Source organism: Bacillus sp. B1-b2, from assembly GCF_009183415.1.
Classification (GTDB): domain Bacteria; phylum Bacillota; class Bacilli; order Bacillales; family Cytobacillaceae; genus Niallia.
Genome location: NZ_WEHU01000005.1, coordinates 74,882 through 94,404, shown reverse-complemented (window position 1 = coordinate 94,404; position 19,523 = coordinate 74,882). Strand labels below are relative to the sequence as shown.

The window sequence follows — 19,523 nt, the reverse complement described above, 5'->3', positions numbered from 1 at the left end:
ATATTATCGTAAATTTTAGGTCTATTCAAGTGTTTTTTAGATAATTACCGAACATTTTTTAATTTAATAACGAAAATTATTCGTTATTTATCAATACTACTATTTCCACCTTTCCTCCAAATACATTGCTTATATAACAAAAAAAGAAGACCATTATAGAAAATAGTCCTCTTTTCATTCCTTATTCTTCGTCATCTTCATACACTAGCTTCCCATTACTAATAGTTCGTTTTACTTTCCCACGATAGGTTTTCCCAATATAAGGACTTTGCTTGTTTTTATAAAACAAATCCTCTTTTTCTAGTGTATATGTTTCGCTTATATCAACAATGGCTATATCTGCGTCGCTACCTATAGAAAGTGCACCTTTTTTTGGATATAAACCAAATCTTTTTGCGGCGTTTTCACTTGTAATTTTTGCAATCACTTCTAGAGGGATGCTTCTTTTCCAGTAACCTTCTTCTAATAAAATGGATAAGGTAGATTGACAACCAGATATTCCTCCCCACGCCTCTAAAAAGGTTCCTTTTTTCATCGAGCTTAATGATGGAGAGTGATCAGAGCCTATTACATCCATTTCCTCATTACGTATCGATTCCCATAATAAATCTACTTCCTGTTGACTTCTAAGGGGAGGAGCGCATTTTGCTATACTTCCCAATTCTTCTAGATCTACTAGATTTAAAGAAAGATAATGTGGACAGGTTTCCACACTTATATCTATCCCTCTTTTCTTAGCATCTAAAATAGGTTCCAGTACTTTAGCACTCGAAATATGGACAATATGAACTTTACAATTTGTTGCTTCGGCGAAAGCAATTATACGTTGAACTGCTTCTATTTCAGAATAAATTGGTCTTGCATTGGAAAAATCAATTGCTGAGTATTTATTCAGTAAAACATTTTCCTTTCCTAAAAACTCTGTTATGACGTCACTCTCTGCATGTACAGCAAGTATACTGTTCAAGGTAGAAATTTTTTTCATGGACTCTAGTAAAGTATGGTCATCAGAGTGAGAAAAGTCCTCTATGCCACTATTAGACATAAAGGCTTTAAACCCAATAACACCTGCATGATGTAATTTCTCTAGTTCTTCTACATTACCTGGTACTACCCCACCCCATAAACGAAAATCTACCAAAGATTTTTGGTTTGCTAGATTCTCTTTCATTCGAAAAGCTTCTTTTGAAATAGTTGGTGGATGGCTATTTAATGGCATATCAAAGTATAGTGTTCCGCCTCCAGCAGCAACACTTTTACTCCCAGTTGTAATCCCTTCCCAATCTGCTCTACCTGGTTCATTAAAATGAACATGTGGATCAATAAGGCCAGGAAAGAGATGCATTCCTTTTGCATCTATTATTTTGTTTGCATCTCTATTAGATAGATTAGCACTTATTTCTACTATTTTTCCATTTGCTATTCCAATATCTGCTTGAACTGTTTGAGTAGGCTGAACTAAAGTGCCATTTTTAATTAAAAGATCCATTCGACCCATGTGTTATTCTCCACCTATCTTGTATACATTTTAGCTAACTACCTCGATAAGTTTGATATCCCCATCTAGATAATAATAAAGGGATATGATAATGTGTTTCACTCTCTTGTGTATAGAAACGAATAGGAATTGTGGTAAAAAAAATATTCTCGCTATTATTAGTACTTTTATAATACTCTTCCACATAAAATAGCAACTCAAATTCGCCTGTTATAACTTTATGTAATAAGCTTTCATCTACTCTTCCGTCTGAATTCGTAATTCCACTTGATAGTAGCGCCTTTTCTTGCGATTTAATCTGGTAGAGCTCTACTTTCATGCCTACTGCTGGCTTTCCAGTAGTTATATCTAGTACATGTGAAGTAATTCCTGTTTTCACCTTAAACACCTACTCTTCATCTGATAAAATAATATCCTCTAATCTAAATTTTGTAATAATGTATATTTGCTTTAGTGCTGTCTCAAATTCTTCTGCTTCGGAATGGTGATATCTATTCTGCATTTCTTTGTAAATACTATCCTTTGTATGTCCTTTAACAGCTAGTATAAACGGAAACTGAAATTTAGATATATACTCTTTATTTAAAGAAACAAACTGCTGATATTCCTCCTCACTTAATGTATTTAAGCCAGCTCCCTTTTGCTCTCTTACAGATGAATCGGTCATTTGCAATCTTGAACCTAAGTCAGGATGTGCACGTATTAAATTCATTTGATCACTTTTCGTAGCATCTTCCACTACTTGAACCATCATCTGATGTAGGATATTCCGATCACTAAATGGTCTATATTTCCAAGCAAGACTGGATATCCATGGACTATGTTCAAATACCCATCCTATTTTCTCCATAAATTCCTCGCGGCTCATTTGATTTACATCCGATAAATGATACATCTTTCTCTTCCTCTCATTCTTTATTCTTGAATCAAAAGATCGACAGCTCTCAGAATACCCTCATATCCCGTACATCTACATAAATTACCAGATAAGGCTGTATGCACTTCCTCTTTGGAGGGTTTGGTATTTTCATCTAGTAAACTCTTTAGAGCCATCACCATACCTGGGGTACAATATCCACATTGAAGGGCACCTGCTTGTAAGAATGCTTCTTGAATCGGATGCAAAGCATCTTTTGATAATGCTTCAATTGTTATGATTTCAGCACCTTCCAATTGATAAGCCATAATGAGGCAGGCATTTACAAGCTGTTTGTTCATTATTACAGAGCATGCTCCGCATCTCCCTACCTCACAAGCTATCTTTGTTCCAGTAAGGTGTAAAATATCTCGTAATATATCTACTAAGCGATAGGTAGGAGAAATCTCTAAGTTTATTAGCTTACCATTTAAGGTAAAAGTAATTGTATGATTTATTACAGTTGGTCTCTCCAATTCCCTCAACTCCCTCTTTTAAATGATGAATCTGTCCTTTACAGCTGCTAAAATGTCAGAGGTATTTATCGGTAATTTCGTAATCCATACATTTGTAGCCTGATGAATGGCAGAAATAATAGCGGGCGCAACAGCAACTGTTCCAATTTCTCCTACCCCTCTTGGTCCAAATTCATCTCCTGCTAATAGTTCCTCTATTCCAATCACATTTGTTTGTTTAGGTATATCCATAATAGTTGGAATTAAGTAATTATCTAAATTGCCAACCATATATCTACTGTTTTCCATCACAGCATCTTCCATTAAGGTAAATCCAAGCCCCATACTTGCACCACCTTCAATTTGGCCTAAGTACCCCATTGGATTAACAATTGGTCCTGCAGATATCGCATGATCCATTTTTGTTACAACTACTCTTCCAGTTAACACATCTATTTCTACTTCACATGCTACACCTGCAAATGTATATAAATAATGACCTCCATCTATAGAGTTTGGAGTAGTTGGAAAGTGATAATTAGTGGTAACCAATGGCAATACTTCTGCCGTTTCAGCTAATTGCTTATAAGTTACTACTAATGAGTTTTTTTCTTGTTCCTTTCCAAACGCCCACACACCACTTTTTCCAAGATAAAGAGTATCCTTTTTTAATGAAGTAAATTTTTGTGCAAGCACTAATAAAGCATCTGTAAATTCCTCTTTGAGCTTATTAATACCCAGCCAAACCATACTTGTCGACCTTGAGGCAGTGGAAGACCCAGAATGGGGAACTTTTGAAGTATCACCTATAATAATTTCTATGTCTTCCGAACTGCATTGGAATGTTTCTGTCATAATCATCTCAATACTTGTTATTAAGCCTTGTCCGCATTCTTCAAACCCAAAGGAAACCTCCAGTTTACCTTCTTTATTTAAAGATAACCTAGCACCTGATGGGTCTGGTCTACCATATCCCAATCCTCCACCATGCATGGTAATACTATAGCCCGTTCCTTTTATGATAAATTCACTTGAAGCTTTCTTAGCATCTTTGTTTGCTAGAATAGGAGATTTTAAAATCTCTTTCAAGACTGCTTTTGCTCCATTAGTCGGAACAATTTCTTGTTCCACAGGTCCTAGATCATCTTGATTTCGAATGTTTCTTTCACGCACCATTGTACAGTCCATCTTCAGCTTTTCAGCTAATCTTTCTATTTGCGTTTCTAATGCAAAAGTAATTTGATTTCCACCGAAACCTCTAAATTCACCTGCTACCCCATTATTCGTATAAACAGAGAAGCCCTCTACTAAAATATTTTCCATACGATATGGTCCCGCACTATGCTCAACAGCAAAATCCAAAACAGCAGGACCTAATGTCGCATAAGCGCCAGTATCTGCTATAATTTTCACCTGATGAGCCACTATTTTCCCTGTTGAGTCTGCACCTGTTTTCATATAGATTTTCATTGGATGTCTTTTAATACTAGATAGTACAGACATTCTTCTAGATTGATGAATTTTAACTGGTTTTCCTGTTTTTAATGCTAGAATACTAATATAAGGCTGAATATTTAATTCATCTTTTCCTCCAAATGACCCACCGATTGGACTAGAGATTACCCGAATTTTCTCTTTTGGTATATTTAAAATTCTTGATAATTGCAATTGATCTTTAAATCCATGTTGAGTAGGAGCATATATTGTTAGTTCCCCATTCTTCTCTGGAACCGCTACTCCACCTTCTGTCTCCATGTATACATGCATTTGCCTAGGTGTTTCATATACATCTTCTACAACTACATTACAAGAGGAAAAAATAGGTTCTAACTCTAAGCTTCCTTTCTCAAATATCGCGGAATGCAAGAGATTTCCATTAGGATGTAATTTAGTAGTATTTTCTAACAAGCTTAATTCAGGATCAGTTATAGGTTCTAATACCTTATATTTCACTTGAATGAGAGCAAGAGCTTGCTCTGCTATCTCCTTTGTTTCAGCCGCAACAGCTGCAATAGCATCTCCTACATATCTCACTTTATCTTCACATAAAACAGGCTGATCTTGAATGACAATGCCAAATCCATTTAATCCTGGAACATCTCGATAGGTAATAACAGCAACAACACCAGGCAGTGCTTCTGCTTCCTGCGTATCAATGAAAAGAACTTCAGCATGCGGATACTCACTTCTAAGGACAGAGCCGTACAGCATTTCTGGAAAATACAAATCTGTTAAATATTGCAAACTACCAGTTACTTTTTGTTCTCCATCTCTTCTAATCTTCCATCGATTGCCCATATTTTGACTATTTAGGATCATCCGTCTCCCTCCAATGAATGAACCATTCTTTTTAAGTTTGTGACAAAGAGATTTGCAGAAATCGTTTTACGATATTCCGCAGATACGAATGGATCGGTGTATGTAGAAAAACCAGCTTTGATTATTTCATGAAGATTCTTCCAATTAATATTTTCTATATTTACATGGAATAACTCATGCTCTGCCTTCACTATATGACAGGGAACATGAGAGCCGCCCCCAATCGTTAAATTCACCTTCTGTATCTTTTTATTTTCTAATTCTATATAACCAGCAATGGAAATAATGGCAGCTGTAAATGCTTTTCTTCTTCCAACTTTATGAAAAAAAGCAAATGTCTGAATAGAAGTAGGTTTCTTTGAAGGAATTAGGATACTAACTAACAAATCATCAGGATCAGAGTTTTCCAAGCTTAACCACTCATTCAACGAAATGGTATATTCTTTTTCCCCAAAAAACTGCAGCCTTGCATCAAGGGCTAAAAGAACTGGAATACAATCTCCTACTTTACTGCAAATATTTCCGCCTATAGTGGCACGATTGCGTACTGCAGGAGCAGCAATTTTTTGACAAGCTTCTGATAGAATACTCGCATATTTTGCTATAAGTGGACTTTTTAAACAACTAGCAATAGTAACAGAGGAGCCTATTTTAATACATGCTTTCTCCTCCCACTCCACTTCTTCTATAGCTTGTAGTATCGATAACTTATGGATACTTATCATACGTTTCGGCTTTTTTATTCCTGCTTCCCAGTTTAACTGCATGTATGTACCGCCACCGATTATCAGGCTATTAGGACTTTTCATTTCTTGAAACTCATTAAGATTATTCGGTACATCAACTATTGTAAGATTAGAATCTTTTTGTCCCTTCATTTCAATCCCTTCTTTCTAAAATCCGAAAATAATCTTCTTCTGTATCTATATCATAAAAAAGCTTTTCTTCAGAAAATTCAATCTTCTTACCGTATAATTCGCCCTTCTGAATAAGTCGCTTTGCTCCAACATCACCTTCTAACTTTCTTACTTTTGAGTATACCTCTCTCCGAAATAAGATAGGAGGTTTTACAATCTCATGATGAGAACTAGCTATAAAATCGTCCTTTTCATCCCACTCTGTAATTGCCAATGTTTCTAATAGCTTTTCTGTAATGAAAGGTTGATCTGCTAAGCAAATAAGGATTTTATCTGCACCCCTAGTTACCGCTATCTCAAAACCTTTTTTTAAGGAGTATGATTGCCCTCTCGCGGCTTCTGGGCAAACAATTATTTCTCCACTCCCACTATCCAATCTTGCCATATTACTTTTAGAGATCCACTCTAAGTTATCCTGCTGATTAACAACCACAATGACATAATCAATCACATTTGAATGAAGAATAACGGATAATGCTAAATCTCCCACTTTACTCTGATTTAAATCCATGGAAAGTTTAGCTTTCCTCATTCTCCTACTACTTCCGGCAGCAAGATATATGGCCGTAATCATAAAGCAACTCGCTTTTTGGTATTTTTTATTAAGATTAGCTCTGCAACAATACTAATGGCAATTTCCTCTGGACTCTCAGAAGCTATTGGTAAACCAACTGGATAATATACCCACTCTGGAGGATTTAGCTTATTTAACAGTTTTTCCGTTCTTTTTTTTGATCCTAGTATACCTAGGTAATTTAATTTTAAAGGGAAAAGATAATTCACCAATTCTTGATCCTTACTAAAGCTATGAGTCATAAGGAGGCAATAATCCTTTGTTGTAGGTTGAATTTTCTTCATCGCTTCTATTGGATAGTCTATAATATATTCCTTAGCAAAAGGGATTTTTTCTTCCTTACAGTAAGCTTCTCGCCAATCAGCAAGTACTACATAAAATCCTGCATTTGTTGCATAAGAGACAACTGGCAATACATCTGGACCTGCTCCGTAAATAATGAGTCTCGGAGGAGGAAAAAAGGTTTGTTGAAAGATTAATTCATCTTCATTAGACCACCAAAAAAGGTTACATGCTAATTCATTTATCTGGATTTTCATCTCTCTTTTTTCGAAATAGTTTTCAGCATTGTTATAAGTACAACTTTCTACTATTTCGAGTTCCTTATTAATACATTTCTTATGTTCCATTGCGTTTCCTAAACGGAGCTGATTTTTTATCTGAATAAAGTCATGAATTAAATCGCTTGTGATTGGTTCTACTAAAACACATATGCTTCCATCACATCCTATACCTTGACCCCATCCTAAATCATCTTCTGATCGTAAATCATAGTTCATTAAAAAAGCTTTATCTTTCTCAAGAACTGCAATCCTAGCCATGATATCTTCTTCTAAGCAACCTCCACTTAATAAGCCTACTTCAATACCACTCTCAGAGATAAACATCATAGTACCTTCTCTTCGATAGGCAGAACCTTCCACAGCCATAATGGTTGCCAGGAAACTCCCTTTTTTACTTGTTATTATAGATTCTATAACGGCATATTGATCAGATGACATCAAATCCCTCCGAAAAAATGAGACTTACATCCATTATAATTGGTTTCTTACCATCATGTTATATTTTATCACATGTTATGTTATTAAAATATTAATTCTAAAGCTAATTTATGTCATTGTACGTATTATATAATATAAGGAGAATATTTTAGTTATAGTACACAAATCTTTATAGAGGTGTTATATCCTTTATTTAAGGGAAAATGTCTTCTAAAATCAATAATACTTATAAAATAGATGCTTGAGATATTTACATTTTGACATTATTAATCTATAATTCTTCTATTGTAGGGATGGATGGATAAACATTACTTATACAATTGAAACCCCCTTTCATTCATTGAATAGGAATTTTATATAAGGAAAGAAGTTATATTGAGGTGAACCATGAATAAGGATATCATTAAATTCATTAGAAAAAATTATGAAATGACTCAAAGAGAATTTGCTAGAGTGGTAAACTGTAGCTTTGCTCTTATTGCTTTAGTAGAAGTAGGAAAAAGGAATGTTAGTAAAGATTTGGAGAATAAAATTCGCCAATCCTTTAATTTAGATGATCAAGATATTGCATCCATTACCTCTATAATGACAGAAATCACTAAAGGTATTCCACCATTTATGTAAGAAAATAGAAGTATATAGAAAGCAATTACATGTACTTTAGTACACATAAGCTAATGTAATTATTTTCTCATTACTTCCCCCCCTCTTTGCCCCATGCACGCTTTCTCCCCCACTTCTCATAAGATAAGAAGAAAGGAGGAGGAATATGCATACAATTTATCATTCAGAAAAATCAGGGAAGATCTACCTTCCAGCTTCTAATAAAAATCATTTTCACAATCAAACTCACTACCAGCACAGTTATATGAAATCCTATTTAAGTAACCAGCAGCAGCAAACAGAAAAACTGACATCTCTTATTGAAGCTTTACAAGCACATACTCTTTTAGCTCAAGACTATCAAAAAGATAAAATAGATAAGATGGAGCAAAACTTAACAAACCATCATGTACTAACAGGTGAATTATCGGAAAAGTTATCTATCCTTAACGAACAAACGAACAGCATTTATGCTCAATTAACAGATATGGAACAGATTCAAGCGAAACAAAAAGAAATAATACACGAGGAATCCCTACGAAATACTGCTCTTTTTGATCAAATAATTAATCAAGACAGAGATATTTCTCATTTAACAGAAAAAACAGATGAATTTTCTATTCTTGCGAATGAAGTGAAGGAAAAAATGCATCAAAGTGAAGTTATCTACACAAAACTAGAGGAAAAACTGATCCTTCAAGAGGTTTTTCATCAAACGATCCTAGAAAATATAGAAGATACAAATGGAAATGTTAGTAAATTATCTAGACAACTGGATCATATTAAGGAAGTAATCTTTGAAAGAATTCACTATTTAACAAGTAAGCTGGAAGAAAATATGAAAAGCATCGCAAGACCAGTTCAACGATTCTTTATTAAGTTAGATCAACAAGAAAAAGATGAAAAGCTCTAATGATAAATAAAAGAGTCAGATTCCGCGAATTCAGCGGCAATCTGACTCTTTTTATTTTATGTTAACTCAAAGCTCAGCATTTGGTAATGTTATATGAAAGCTTGTACCTTTTCCTTCTTCACTATCTATATATACTTTCCCATGGAGATTTTCGATAATTTTAAAACTCACCATTAACCCAAGACCATTTCCATTATTCTTGGTTGTATAAAAAGGTTCTCCAATTCTTTTTACTTGCTCTTTTGACATTCCTATTCCACTATCCTTAAATAAGATGTGTATTTCCTCTTGTACCTTTTTAATATGAACAGACAAGTTACCACCTTGTGGCATTGCTTCAATAGCATTTTTCATAAAGTTTAAAAACACTTGTTTTAGTTTATTTCCATCACATTCTACCATGTACAGTTCCTCTTCATGAATGATATCTAATGCTATTTTACTTTTTCTAAGCTGATAATCTAAAATAGTTGATACTTGTTCAATAATAGGTAAAATAGACTTTTTTTCTAAATGTAGCTCAGATGGTTTAGATAAAAGCATAAACTCTTCTACTATAGCATTTACTCGGTCTATTTCATCTAATATAATCGTAAAGTATTCGTTCTTTGTTGAATCCTGTTCATCCAAACTAAGAAATTCTGTATATCCTTTTATAGAAGTTAACGGGTTCCGAATTTCATGAGCCACTCCAGCAGCTAATTGGCCAACAGCAGCTAGCTTATCTTGACGATGTAATACTTCTTCTGTTCGCTTCTTTTCTGTTATATCGTTTCGAATGGCTAAGTATTGATAAGGCTTATTATTTTTATCTAAGAAAGGGATAATGGTTGTATCTACCCAGTAATAAGTTCCAAACTTTGTTTTATTTCGAATTTCGCCCTTCCATATCTCCCCATTGGAAATAGTACTCCAAAGCTTTTGAAAAAACTCCTTGGAATGATACCCAGAATTTATGATTCGATGGGTATTTCCAATTAATTCATTACGAGTATATCCTGAAATTTCACAGAATTTAGCATTCACTTTTGTAATAACACCACGTTTATCTGTGAAAGCAATAATACTTGATTGTTCAAGAGCAAAGGTAATATCACTAACTTCTCTGATCGATTCTTCTAATTGTAGATTTATTTTCTTTTGTTCTGTGATATCTCTCCGAATAGAAACATATTGATAAGGAGCTCCTTTTTTATTTAAGAACGGAACAATAACAGTATCCACCCAATAAAAAGAGCCATCTTTTGCTTTATTCAAGATTTCCCCACTCCATGTTTCTCCTTTAGAAATCGTTTCCCAAAGTTCCCGAAAAAATTCAGCAGAATGGTGACCTGAATTAATAAGTCGATGATTTTGACCCAAAAGCTCATCACGGGTATATTTAGAAATCTCAACAAATTTATCATTCACATACGTAATTATTCCATTATTATCAGTAAACGCTACTATAGAGGATTCATCTAATGCTAATTGCATATCACGAACATTTATGTTATTAACATCTAATTTTTCTCCTATTAATGTACTTGTTCCTATTAAACCACCAAGGACTAAAATAGCTACAAATAAGGAAACATAAATAATAAAGCTATCTTCATAAGCATGAATATGCTCCACTATAATTGGTGCCACTATTGTTTTTAAAAGGAGAAAATGGTTAACTAAGCAAATGATTGTCATGATAGAGCTACAAAAAAACCGAACCCATTTTTCTGGTATAAATAGTGGTTTCACTCGATAATAGGACATCCATATACAACTGGAAAAACCCAAAAATAATAAAATAAAGCAAAACATTAATAAAGGTAAATGAAATTGAACCATACTTCCAATGGAATATAAGCTAATAATTAAAACAGAAATTAAGGAAAAACTAAAAAATAAGCCAGATACAAAAATTCTACTTTTCTTTTTCTCTTTATCTAACAGTGCATAAAAAGCCATTCCACTAAAGCAAATACCTACAACCATTGATAAAGCAGTAATTGGTATCCGATAATTTGCAGTTGCATTCACATTTGTTACCATTAAGCTTATAAAGCTTAATATCCAAAATCCAAATCCCATGGTGAATGTAGAGGCTAAGAATAATAAACGACTGTTTTTCTCCCCATTTTTTACTAGTTGAAATAAGTCAAAGGAAGAATAGCATGCCATATAGACAATAAGGATGCTAATTAATACTAAAATGGAGTTATACAACAATAATCCTCCTATACTAATCAAAATAACATAATGGTGGTTATATGTACCCATCATGTATCTATTTGATTGTAAAACAAATAGATAGTATAGAAAAGTGTTTTTCTGTAAATTTAGTCACATAAAAGTCACAATAAGAGATGAACGAAACTGATTTTCCAAGCTTTTGACATATATGTCCTCTATTTTCGACCTCCCCATATATTCCCATCATAAAAATCATTTGAAAAACAAACAATCTAAAGAAGACAGCTTTTCTTTCATTTTAAAGGAGGAATTATAGATGGAAACCATTGACCCAAAAGATTTACAAGTAGGAGATGAAATATATGTTATCTACCATAACCCTCATACTCCAACCGTTTCAAATGTCAAACCAGCAGAAATTGTTGCACACCCAAAAGATCCGAATGCAGTAGCTTTGTTCTTAAATGATACCTTTCACACGATCGAGGATGATGATGCTTTGTTCCGTACAGAAAACGATGCATCAGATGCTTATGAAACCATGTATCAAGATCAATATCTTCAATAACAATAAAAGGTGTTTCAATAGATTGCTTTCTATTGAAACACTCCTATTTTTATCATTAATTACTTATTTGCGGCAATTCTCTCATTTCCATGGAAGTATTTCCACCACATAAAGGACAAAGTAAATCATCTGTCGCAAAGTCTTTTCTCATCCAACCATGACATGATTCACAAGCGTAAACTTCCATACTTAATAAAACCTCTTCTGGTTTATCTTCCATCCCTTTTCTATTGAAAAACATATGTAATATCCTCCTTTTTACCATAGTATGAACAAATCTCCCGTCATTTATGTTCTTTTTCCAGTATTTCTATTTTTCTCCACTTTCATTAAACATGATTTGTTATATATATATCCCGTTTTAAACAAGTGTAAATAGTACTTTGAAAAGAATATGTTATGATAAGAAGAAAGCTGTTTTAACTCTTCTTTAAAAAGCTTTCAAAATGGAGTAAGCAGTTAGGCAAAGGAGTTTAAGATGACTAAAAAATTATATTATTCAGACCCTTATATTATAAATTGGAATACAACTATCATTAGTACCATGGAAAAAAAAGATAAAATATTCGTAGAACTAGGAGAAACTGCTTTCTATCCAGGAGGTGGCGGACAACCTGTAGACATAGGGAAAATAGATGGTTTAGAAGTAGAGGATGTTCAAATAATTAATAATACCATTTATCATGTTGTTCAGAAATTGCCAGGACAGAAATTTGTATCGTGTGAAATAGATTGGAAAACGAGATTCGATCATATGCAACAGCATACTGCACAACATTTATTATCTGCTGTTATTGAGGAATTATATCAAATTCCTACAGTAAGCTTTCACTTAGGTAAGGACTATACGACAATTGATTTAGAAACAAATAAATTAACTCCAGATCAATTGATTCTAATTGAAGAGAAAGCAAACCATTACATAACGAAAAATCTTCCTATAGACACATATTTTGTAACACAAGAGCAATTATCAGAAATCCCTTTACGAAAACTACCTAAAGTGACAGATCACATTCGCATTGTAGATATTAAAAATCTTGATATCTCAGCATGTGCTGGTACACATGTAAATCAAACAGGCGAACTTAATTTATTAAAGGTGATAAAAACAGAAAAACAGCGTGGGCAAACAAGATTGTTTTTTTTAAGCGGAGAAAGAGCAAGAAATGATTATCAGAACGCCCATATGATATTAGAACGTATGAGTTTATTGTTCCAGACGAATAAATTAGAGCTTTTCACTCGTTTAGAAAAATTAGATAAAGAGAAAAAAGAGTTAGTGAAAGAAAATGACTACCTAAAAAACCAAATGAATGAACATTTCGTTCATAGCCTATTAGAAAACAACCAAGGGGACATTGTGAAAGAAGTTTTTGAAGATAGATCCATGAAAGACATTACTCAGCTCGCAAAATTATTAATAACTAAATCTTCTTCTATTTTACTATTTGCTTCTGCAATGGATCGAAAAATACTTTTACAGCATAATGGAAGTCAGCCTATTCATTGTGGTGAATACATAAAATCTTTCGTTTCTAATTACGGAGGTAAAGGCGGTGGCAATCAACTATTAGCTCAAGCAACTTTCCAGAAAGTTGAAGACCTTCTTCTATGTATGGAAGAATTAAGTAAGTTAATCCAGAAAGAAATATCACATTAAAACGATATATACTTTTTTAGGTTACTAGATTTAGTACCTAAGTATATATAGATAATTTATTAAATTACGAAAAGCAGGAGACTTATATTCTCCTGCTCATCTTCTCGAAAGACCCCTCGTTTTAGGGAGAATATAATGTAGGCTATTAAACACTCTACTGAATAGGGGCTGCTCGCGCTGAGCCACGGTCTGCTTAAAGCCTGCAGTGTCTCAGCTTTTCCACAATCTCACCCCTGGAACGTAAATTATGTGGATAAAAATTCTATTTTTTCTTTCTAAATATTTTTTCTACAAACTGACCGAACTATATAAATAGTTCGTTTTTTTCTGAACCTGAGCTTTAATGTCCCATTCTCTTCCAATATGAATATAAAGTTGTAATAGCTTAAGACAAAATATAACTGCTAGACTAGGAGATAATTATATAAAGTTCGAGTTCTAACTCTTTTCAATCTTTGCTTATAACCTTTACTCCTTAATGCTTAACGGTATCTCGGCTATTTAACATTAGTGCAATTTTTATCATGAAATAGGAAATTTCTGAAGGTAATGCTTCTTTAATCGGCTTGAGTTTACTATTTCCTAATTCGTTCACTACCTCCATTATCTTGCTATGATCTTCGTCGCTTAGAAAGACGTTCCAATTTATATCTCTTGCTTCTTCTCCACATTTAAGTAAATGATTCTCAATTGTTTGTACATTCAATTCTCGATTCTTGGCAATTTGCTTGATATCAAGTCCTTCTTGAAACAACTCCAATGTTACTAAATGGGAATTTTCCACAGATTTCTTAGAAGTAGTCTTTTTCAACAAACTATTATGAGTGTTTACTTCTTGAATTTCTTGTTCATTCTCACTCTGGTACTGATTCAGACTATGGATCATAGTTTCTCCGTATTTTTTTAACTTATGATCTCCAATTCCCTTAATTTGACGGAATTCTTCTAATGTTGAAGGTTTTAATAAAGATATATTCCGTAATGTTTCATCTGAGAAAACAACAAATGGAGGAACTTTTTCTTGATCTGCCAATTGTTTGCGTATACTTCTTAAGAAATGGAAAAGACCATTTTCTTCTGTAATGCTAACTACCTGCATTTGCTCTTTTCTCATCACTTTTACATTACCTAATAAAACTTCTTTTCCTTTATTAGCAACCTTTAAAATGGGCATAGAACCTAGGCTAACATCAATATATTGTTCAGATATTAGAAATTCCATAAAATCACTAATTTCTTTGGCTGACTTTTCTTTCATTAATCCATAGGTCTTAATCTTATCTAGTTGAAAATCAATAACTTTCTTACTTTTCGAACCAGTTAAGACTTGCGCTATCATTGTTTTACCAAATTTTTCTCCCATTCTAATCATACAAGATAAAACTTTTTGCGTTTCAATCGTTACATCTACCATCGAACGATTATCTGTACAATTGGAGCACCTGCCACATTTTTCAGAGTGAACTTCACCGAAATACTGGAGTATGTATTGTTCTAAGCAGCCCTCTGTATGACAGAAATTGATCATTGCCTGTAGTTTCTCTATTTCTTGTTTTTGCTTGTCCATATCGAAGGAAGTTTGCTCTATTAAGAACCGTTGAATACGAATATCCTGTGCTGAATATAACAATATACACTTACTAGCTAACCCGTCTCTCCCAGCTCTTCCAGCTTCTTGATAATACCCTTCCATATTTTTAGGCAATTGATAATGAATAATATATCTAATGTTACTTTTATCAATACCCATTCCAAACGCAGTAGTAGCAATCATTATTTGATTATTATCATTAATAAAAGATTGTTGTTGTTCTTCTCTTTCTATATCTCTCATTCCACCATGATACTTGGAAACAGAATACCCCTTTTTGGACAATCGCTCATGAATTTTTTCGACATCCTGTCTAGTTGTCGCATATATAATACCTGATTCTTCTCTATTTTGTTGAAGAAAAGAATCCATATAAGAAAGTTTGTCTGCACCCTTTACAATAGATAAAGATAAATTCTCCCTTTGAAAGCCTGTCTTAACACTATTATTAGGATTAATCTTTAATTGCTCACAAATATCTTCTTGAACCTTTGGTGTTGCTGTAGCTGTTAGTGCAGCTATAACAGGCTTTTTCTTCATTCTACTTATTATGGACCCAATTTTAGCATAACTTGGTCGAAAATCATGACCCCACTGAGAGATACAATGCGCTTCATCTACTGCTATTAATGAAATAGGCATCTCATCCATTACTTCTGCAAATAAACCTGCTTCTAATCTTTCAGGAGCAACATATAATAATTTATATTTTCCTGCTTTGAGATCATACAATCTATCGTTCATTTCTTGGACGGTTAAAGTACTATTAATATATGTAGCTGGAATACCTACTTCTGTTAAGGAATCCACTTGATCTTTCATTAAGGATATTAAAGGTGATATTACTATTGTCACACCAGGAAAAACCATTGCTGGTACTTGATAACAGATAGATTTCCCACCGCCTGTAGGCATAATACAAACAACATCTTCACCTGTTAGAATGTGCTTAATAACATCTTCTTGTCCTTTTCGAAAATGGTTATACCCAAAATATTGTTTTAATACTTCTATTGCTTGATTCATCATTTCATAAATTCCTCCATTTAAAGTTCGAAGACTATTTAATTGTAACATTTTCTAATAGAAATAATAAATAATGCTAAAAAGGGAGCTCGTGTATAGAGCTTCCCTTTTCATTTTTTTATTAATTAAATTCTTATAACCAAGCTGCACCAACAATGATTAAAAGAATAAATAATACTACGATTAAAACAAAACCATTACCATTTCCACAAGATGAAACTGGTGCTACTGGAGCAGCATAACCGCATCCACAAGAATTATATCCATATCCACCGTAACCGTAATTCATTCAAAAACACTCCTCTTTTTTCTATATTTTTTTAGTATGCAAATCCAACAAAGCTAGATCCCACGATAATTAATAAAATGAATAGTACTACTAGTAGAGCAAATCCTCCACCAAAACCAACTTCTGGGTTACCACTCATTTAATCCACCTCCCTCATACACGTTAACAATATATGAAGACTATGCTTGTCACGTATGGGCTGTGTTAAAATTTTTTAATAAAAATTATGTAAGGTCCTTAGACATAACAAAACCTAAGGTACCTTTAATACTTTTTGCATTTAAAATGCTTTAGAAGAAAGGAATAAAGGCCAAAGCTATAATTAAACCAAGAGAAAAACCAACTGCAGCTCCACCCCAGCCAAATCCATAACCAGGACCATAGCCTCCTCTTCTATATCCATAGCCAAAGCCACCATAGTTTCGTCGATTTCCACCAATTGGTCTGATATATACTTTACTCGGAGTTACTCTATCAATTACTCCCATATGCGTTTGGCCATTTTGAAGACGTATTCTTACACACTTTCCTACTCCTCTGGAACATTGATTATAAAATCCGTTTGATGACATAATGACACCTCCTATCCATTTTCTATATATCATATGTACGAGTCCCTACTTAGATTGGACAACTATCCTACATCAAAAGCGGAAAAAAGATCCGTTCTACTTCAGATGTAAAACAGAAGTATATGTTTGTCGAATAATTAAAGAATAATAGAGAATAATTTATATGATTCCATTTACTATTGAATATCTATAATAGAAATAAATGTAAAGCATAAAAGGAGTTTTATTATGTACATAGCGGCAATTTGGGGAGCTATTGCAAGTTCTTCTTTATTGATTGGCTCCATCCTTGGACTATATTTATCCATACCGAAAAAGATGATAGGATATTTAATGGCCTTAGGCACAGGCATATTAATCGGGGCATCTTCGTTTGATCTACTTATTGAAGCTGTGGAAAAAAGCGGTTTATTCATTACCTCCACTCTTTTTTTAGGTGGTGCATTGCTTTTTACTATTATTGAATTATTTTTATATAGAAAGGGCGGTTCCAACAGAAAAAGGTCACACAAAAATCCAGAAGGACATTCTGGTCTTGCCATTTATGTAGGTACCCTTATGGATGCAATACCTGAATCAATCATTATTGGAGTTAGCTTATTAAATAACCATAAAGTAGATATGCTTTTTGTGATCGCCATATTAATAAGCAATTTTCCAGAGGCTCTCTCCTCAACGGTAGGGTTAAAGAAGGATTTATATTCTAATACAAAGATAATTATCCTTTGGGGAAGTGTTATCATTGTTTCGGCCATAAGCAGTTCCTTTGGTAACTTATTTTTAAAAAATGCTTCTGTAAATGTTTTGACAAGTATTGAAGCTTTTGGAGCGGGTGGTTTAATAGCGATGGTATGTTCTACCATGTTACCTGAAGCTTTTGAACAAGGAGGACCAGTTGTAGGTTTTATTACTTGTATCGGTTTAATTTTCTCATTAACAATGAGCACGATAGGGTGAATCTATCCAAGCATCGGTTGATATGTAGCATACTACCAATTAACTTGGATAAATAATATGTAAATGTGTAGCTATTTACTTAGCCACACTAGTGGAAACAGACTCACTATTACTTTGTTGATTGTTCTTTTTTGGAAATATATACATATTTAAAGCTCCCACAAAAACAGCTCCACCTACAATATTTCCAAAAGTAACTGGAATAATATTGTGTAAAGCATGTGCAATAGTAATATGTTCAGGATGTGGCACTATTAAAGTAATAGAGAATAATGCAATATTGGCTATACTATGCTCATAGCCAGAAATCATAAACCCAAAAACAATCAAGATCGTCGTAAATATTTTTGCTATATCTCCTTTTACATTCATTGGAATCCAAATAGCTAAGCATACTAACCAGTTACATAATATCCCTTTAACAAATAACTCCAAAGTAGTAGCGCTCATTTTCGTATGCGCTGCTTCCATAATCCATGTCGTTTTTGGAGCCAAGCTAAAAAGCCCTGAGTAATGTATTAATACAGCAAAAAATAAAGCCCCTACAAAGTTACCAAGATAAGTAGTTACCCAATTGTTAATTGTATCCTTCCATGTTGTAACACCAGCAATAGTACTCATAGTAAAAGCCATTGTATTACCTGTAAATAACTCTCCCCCACCATATGAAATTAATACAAGTGCTAATCCAAAGAGAATACTTGTCGTTAGATAGGTTGCTGGTGAGTGAACATCAAAAAAAGGCTGTGCAAAACGATAACAAATCATTAAAGCAAATCCAATATATACACCTGCTAAGGCTGCTTTTGTAAAATAACGTAAAAATGATTCATCTAAGGTTTTCTTTTTTTTCAAAGCATAATAAACGGCTTGATCAATTGGTTCTTTTTCCATTTTTGTATCCTTCCTTTCCGTATAGCTAACATTATACAGAAAGGAGTTATTCATCCCTTGTGAAATATTGAACATTTTTTAACAATTAGAAGGAAATGCATCCTTGCACTTCCATGAAAAAAATCTATTAAATCTATCTATATGTACTAAATCATGCAGTTCTTAGTGGCTAGTCGTAGTTGTAAGCTTATTACTTTGTTGAATTAATACAGTAAGCTGAGATTTAGGTTTTGTAAAACCAATTTTAATACCAGATTTTTTCATACTATTAACCAAATCAACAAGTTGCTTTTTAGCCATTTTAACTACTCCTTTACTTCCTGTTTTTAAATAGTTTACAGGATAAATATGAATAAACTATGAACAAAATAGAAATATAATGATTCTTTTTAATATAACAACTTGTACAAAGCTATTTTCACTAGTTATTATTCTCTCTATACAAAGTGAATACCTTTATTTTTTGTTAAAATTTATTGTTGTACATCTAGTTCCCCCAAGTTGTACATGATTAAACATTTGATACTTAAAATATGCTTATTTACTTCAATAACTATACACTTTCAGTAGATTACTTCTATTTAAGTAATAAATATAG

The 19,523-nt window shown here is 33.3% G+C and carries 21 protein-coding genes; 5 read left to right on the top strand and 16 right to left on the bottom strand.

The features are described 5' to 3' along the window. Positions 1-181: 181 nt before the first annotated feature. The 8 genes from F9279_RS06505 to F9279_RS06470 are packed head-to-tail and all read right to left on the bottom strand — an operon-like array spanning position 182 to position 7,680. Complete coding sequence (locus tag F9279_RS06505) at positions 182-1,498, bottom strand: allantoinase (protein WP_152111983.1); 1,317 nt, start codon at positions 1,496-1,498, stop codon at positions 182-184. Positions 1,499-1,532: 34 nt separating this feature from the next. After that, positions 1,533-1,877, bottom strand: coding sequence for a hydroxyisourate hydrolase (gene uraH / locus F9279_RS06500; RefSeq protein WP_152111982.1), 345 nt, complete (start codon positions 1,875-1,877; stop codon positions 1,533-1,535). Positions 1,878-1,886: 9 nt separating this feature from the next. After that, complete coding sequence (gene uraD, locus F9279_RS06495) at positions 1,887-2,393, bottom strand: 2-oxo-4-hydroxy-4-carboxy-5-ureidoimidazoline decarboxylase (RefSeq protein ID WP_152111981.1); 507 nt, start codon at positions 2,391-2,393, stop codon at positions 1,887-1,889. Between the two features lie 20 nt (positions 2,394-2,413). Continuing rightward, positions 2,414-2,890, bottom strand: a complete 477-nt coding sequence (locus F9279_RS06490; protein WP_152111980.1) for a (2Fe-2S)-binding protein — start codon at positions 2,888-2,890, stop codon at positions 2,414-2,416. Between the two features lie 18 nt (positions 2,891-2,908). After that, positions 2,909-5,188 carry a xanthine dehydrogenase subunit D gene (gene pucD, locus F9279_RS06485; protein ID WP_152111979.1) on the bottom strand — a complete coding sequence of 760 codons (2,280 nt, stop codon included), beginning with the start codon at positions 5,186-5,188 and terminating at the stop codon, positions 2,909-2,911. After that, positions 5,185-6,066: an FAD binding domain-containing protein gene (locus tag F9279_RS06480; RefSeq protein WP_152111978.1), complete on the bottom strand. Its 882-nt coding sequence runs from the start codon at positions 6,064-6,066 to the stop codon at positions 5,185-5,187. The genes pucD and F9279_RS06480 overlap by 4 nt, the downstream gene beginning before the upstream one ends. A gap of 1 nt (position 6,067) precedes the next feature. Continuing rightward, on the bottom strand, positions 6,068-6,679 hold the full coding sequence (locus F9279_RS06475; protein WP_152111977.1) for an NTP transferase domain-containing protein: 612 nt from the start codon (positions 6,677-6,679) through the stop codon (positions 6,068-6,070). Then, a complete protein-coding gene (locus F9279_RS06470; RefSeq protein ID WP_152111976.1) occupies positions 6,676-7,680 on the bottom strand; it encodes an XdhC family protein in 1,005 nt (334 codons plus the stop codon). Before F9279_RS06470 ends, F9279_RS06475 begins: the two co-directional genes overlap by 4 nt. Positions 7,681-8,067: 387 nt before the next feature. Between F9279_RS06470 and F9279_RS06465 the strand changes: the two genes are divergently transcribed. Both F9279_RS06465 and F9279_RS06460 read left to right on the top strand, forming a co-directional pair. Beyond that, positions 8,068-8,304 carry a helix-turn-helix transcriptional regulator gene (locus tag F9279_RS06465; protein WP_152111975.1) on the top strand — a complete coding sequence of 79 codons (237 nt, stop codon included), beginning with the start codon at positions 8,068-8,070 and terminating at the stop codon, positions 8,302-8,304. Between the two features lie 145 nt (positions 8,305-8,449). Then, positions 8,450-9,196: a hypothetical protein gene (locus tag F9279_RS06460; RefSeq protein ID WP_152111974.1), complete on the top strand. Its 747-nt coding sequence runs from the start codon at positions 8,450-8,452 to the stop codon at positions 9,194-9,196. Positions 9,197-9,262: 66 nt separating this feature from the next. On the opposite strand, the gene F9279_RS06455 is transcribed toward F9279_RS06460, so the two are convergent. Further along, positions 9,263-11,353, bottom strand: a complete 2,091-nt coding sequence (locus F9279_RS06455; protein ID WP_413463197.1) for a PAS domain S-box protein — start codon at positions 11,351-11,353, stop codon at positions 9,263-9,265. 328 nt (positions 11,354-11,681) lie between these two features. On the opposite strand from F9279_RS06455, the gene F9279_RS06450 reads away from it, so the two are divergent. After that, entirely contained in the window at positions 11,682-11,933 is a 252-nt protein-coding gene (locus tag F9279_RS06450) for a transcriptional regulator SplA domain-containing protein (RefSeq protein WP_152111973.1), read from the top strand. A gap of 55 nt (positions 11,934-11,988) precedes the next feature. On the opposite strand, the gene F9279_RS06445 is transcribed toward F9279_RS06450, so the two are convergent. After that, positions 11,989-12,174: a cold-inducible protein YdjO-related protein gene (locus F9279_RS06445; RefSeq protein WP_152111972.1), complete on the bottom strand. Its 186-nt coding sequence runs from the start codon at positions 12,172-12,174 to the stop codon at positions 11,989-11,991. A 237-nt stretch (positions 12,175-12,411) separates the two neighbouring features. On the opposite strand from F9279_RS06445, the gene F9279_RS06440 reads away from it, so the two are divergent. After that, positions 12,412-13,596, top strand: coding sequence for an alanyl-tRNA editing protein (locus F9279_RS06440; RefSeq protein ID WP_152111971.1), 1,185 nt, complete (start codon positions 12,412-12,414; stop codon positions 13,594-13,596). Positions 13,597-14,071: 475 nt separating this feature from the next. Here F9279_RS06440 and recQ read toward each other — a convergent pair whose 3' ends face one another. The 4 genes from recQ to F9279_RS06420 all read right to left on the bottom strand — a co-directional run bounded on the left by recQ (position 14,072) and on the right by F9279_RS06420 (position 17,074). Then, positions 14,072-16,216 carry a DNA helicase RecQ gene (gene recQ, locus F9279_RS06435; protein ID WP_152111970.1) on the bottom strand — a complete coding sequence of 715 codons (2,145 nt, stop codon included), beginning with the start codon at positions 16,214-16,216 and terminating at the stop codon, positions 14,072-14,074. 130 nt (positions 16,217-16,346) lie between these two features. Next, positions 16,347-16,502 (bottom strand): YjcZ family sporulation protein, encoded by a 156-nt coding sequence (locus tag F9279_RS06430; protein WP_152111969.1) that lies wholly within the window; start codon positions 16,500-16,502, stop codon positions 16,347-16,349. Between the two features lie 31 nt (positions 16,503-16,533). Beyond that, positions 16,534-16,641: a YjcZ family sporulation protein gene (locus F9279_RS06425; protein WP_152111968.1), complete on the bottom strand. Its 108-nt coding sequence runs from the start codon at positions 16,639-16,641 to the stop codon at positions 16,534-16,536. A 151-nt stretch (positions 16,642-16,792) separates the two neighbouring features. After that, on the bottom strand, positions 16,793-17,074 hold the full coding sequence (locus tag F9279_RS06420) for a hypothetical protein (RefSeq protein ID WP_152111967.1): 282 nt from the start codon (positions 17,072-17,074) through the stop codon (positions 16,793-16,795). A gap of 228 nt (positions 17,075-17,302) precedes the next feature. On the opposite strand from F9279_RS06420, the gene F9279_RS06415 reads away from it, so the two are divergent. Further along, positions 17,303-18,031, top strand: coding sequence for a ZIP family metal transporter (locus F9279_RS06415; RefSeq protein ID WP_152111966.1), 729 nt, complete (start codon positions 17,303-17,305; stop codon positions 18,029-18,031). A 75-nt stretch (positions 18,032-18,106) separates the two neighbouring features. On the opposite strand, the gene F9279_RS06410 is transcribed toward F9279_RS06415, so the two are convergent. Together F9279_RS06410 and F9279_RS25085 are read right to left on the bottom strand one after the other, a co-directional pair. Further along, positions 18,107-18,925, bottom strand: a complete 819-nt coding sequence (locus F9279_RS06410) for a formate/nitrite transporter family protein (RefSeq protein ID WP_152111965.1) — start codon at positions 18,923-18,925, stop codon at positions 18,107-18,109. Positions 18,926-19,087: 162 nt separating this feature from the next. Further along, positions 19,088-19,225: a hypothetical protein gene (locus F9279_RS25085; protein WP_193224487.1), complete on the bottom strand. Its 138-nt coding sequence runs from the start codon at positions 19,223-19,225 to the stop codon at positions 19,088-19,090. Positions 19,226-19,523 lie beyond the last annotated feature (298 nt).

Excerpts from the sequence above, each read along its gene's own strand:
- F9279_RS06505 (WP_152111983.1), bottom strand. The coding sequence starts at position 1,498 with ATGGGTCGAATGGATCTTTTAATTAAAAATGGCACTTTAGTTCAGCCT.
- uraD (WP_152111981.1), bottom strand. The coding sequence starts at position 2,393 with ATGTATCATTTATCGGATGTAAATCAAATGAGCCGCGAGGAATTTATG.
- pucD (WP_152111979.1), bottom strand. The coding sequence starts at position 5,188 with ATGATCCTAAATAGTCAAAATATGGGCAATCGATGGAAGATTAGAAGA.
- F9279_RS06480 (WP_152111978.1), bottom strand. The coding sequence starts at position 6,066 with ATGAAGGGACAAAAAGATTCTAATCTTACAATAGTTGATGTACCGAAT.
- F9279_RS06475 (WP_152111977.1), bottom strand. The coding sequence starts at position 6,679 with ATGATTACGGCCATATATCTTGCTGCCGGAAGTAGTAGGAGAATGAGG.
- F9279_RS06470 (WP_152111976.1), bottom strand. The coding sequence starts at position 7,680 with ATGTCATCTGATCAATATGCCGTTATAGAATCTATAATAACAAGTAAA.
- F9279_RS06465 (WP_152111975.1), top strand. The coding sequence starts at position 8,068 with ATGAATAAGGATATCATTAAATTCATTAGAAAAAATTATGAAATGACT.
- F9279_RS06460 (WP_152111974.1), top strand. The coding sequence starts at position 8,450 with ATGCATACAATTTATCATTCAGAAAAATCAGGGAAGATCTACCTTCCA.
- F9279_RS06455 (WP_413463197.1), bottom strand. The coding sequence starts at position 11,353 with ATGGCATGCTATTCTTCCTTTGACTTATTTCAACTAGTAAAAAATGGG.
- F9279_RS06450 (WP_152111973.1), top strand. The coding sequence starts at position 11,682 with ATGGAAACCATTGACCCAAAAGATTTACAAGTAGGAGATGAAATATAT.
- F9279_RS06445 (WP_152111972.1), bottom strand. The coding sequence starts at position 12,174 with ATGTTTTTCAATAGAAAAGGGATGGAAGATAAACCAGAAGAGGTTTTA.
- F9279_RS06440 (WP_152111971.1), top strand. The coding sequence starts at position 12,412 with ATGACTAAAAAATTATATTATTCAGACCCTTATATTATAAATTGGAAT.
- recQ (WP_152111970.1), bottom strand. The coding sequence starts at position 16,216 with ATGATGAATCAAGCAATAGAAGTATTAAAACAATATTTTGGGTATAAC.
- F9279_RS06430 (WP_152111969.1), bottom strand. The coding sequence starts at position 16,502 with ATGAATTACGGTTACGGTGGATATGGATATAATTCTTGTGGATGCGGT.
- F9279_RS06425 (WP_152111968.1), bottom strand. The coding sequence starts at position 16,641 with ATGAGTGGTAACCCAGAAGTTGGTTTTGGTGGAGGATTTGCTCTACTA.
- F9279_RS06420 (WP_152111967.1), bottom strand. The coding sequence starts at position 17,074 with ATGTCATCAAACGGATTTTATAATCAATGTTCCAGAGGAGTAGGAAAG.
- F9279_RS06415 (WP_152111966.1), top strand. The coding sequence starts at position 17,303 with ATGTACATAGCGGCAATTTGGGGAGCTATTGCAAGTTCTTCTTTATTG.
- F9279_RS06410 (WP_152111965.1), bottom strand. The coding sequence starts at position 18,925 with ATGGAAAAAGAACCAATTGATCAAGCCGTTTATTATGCTTTGAAAAAA.
- F9279_RS25085 (WP_193224487.1), bottom strand. The coding sequence starts at position 19,225 with ATGGCTAAAAAGCAACTTGTTGATTTGGTTAATAGTATGAAAAAATCT.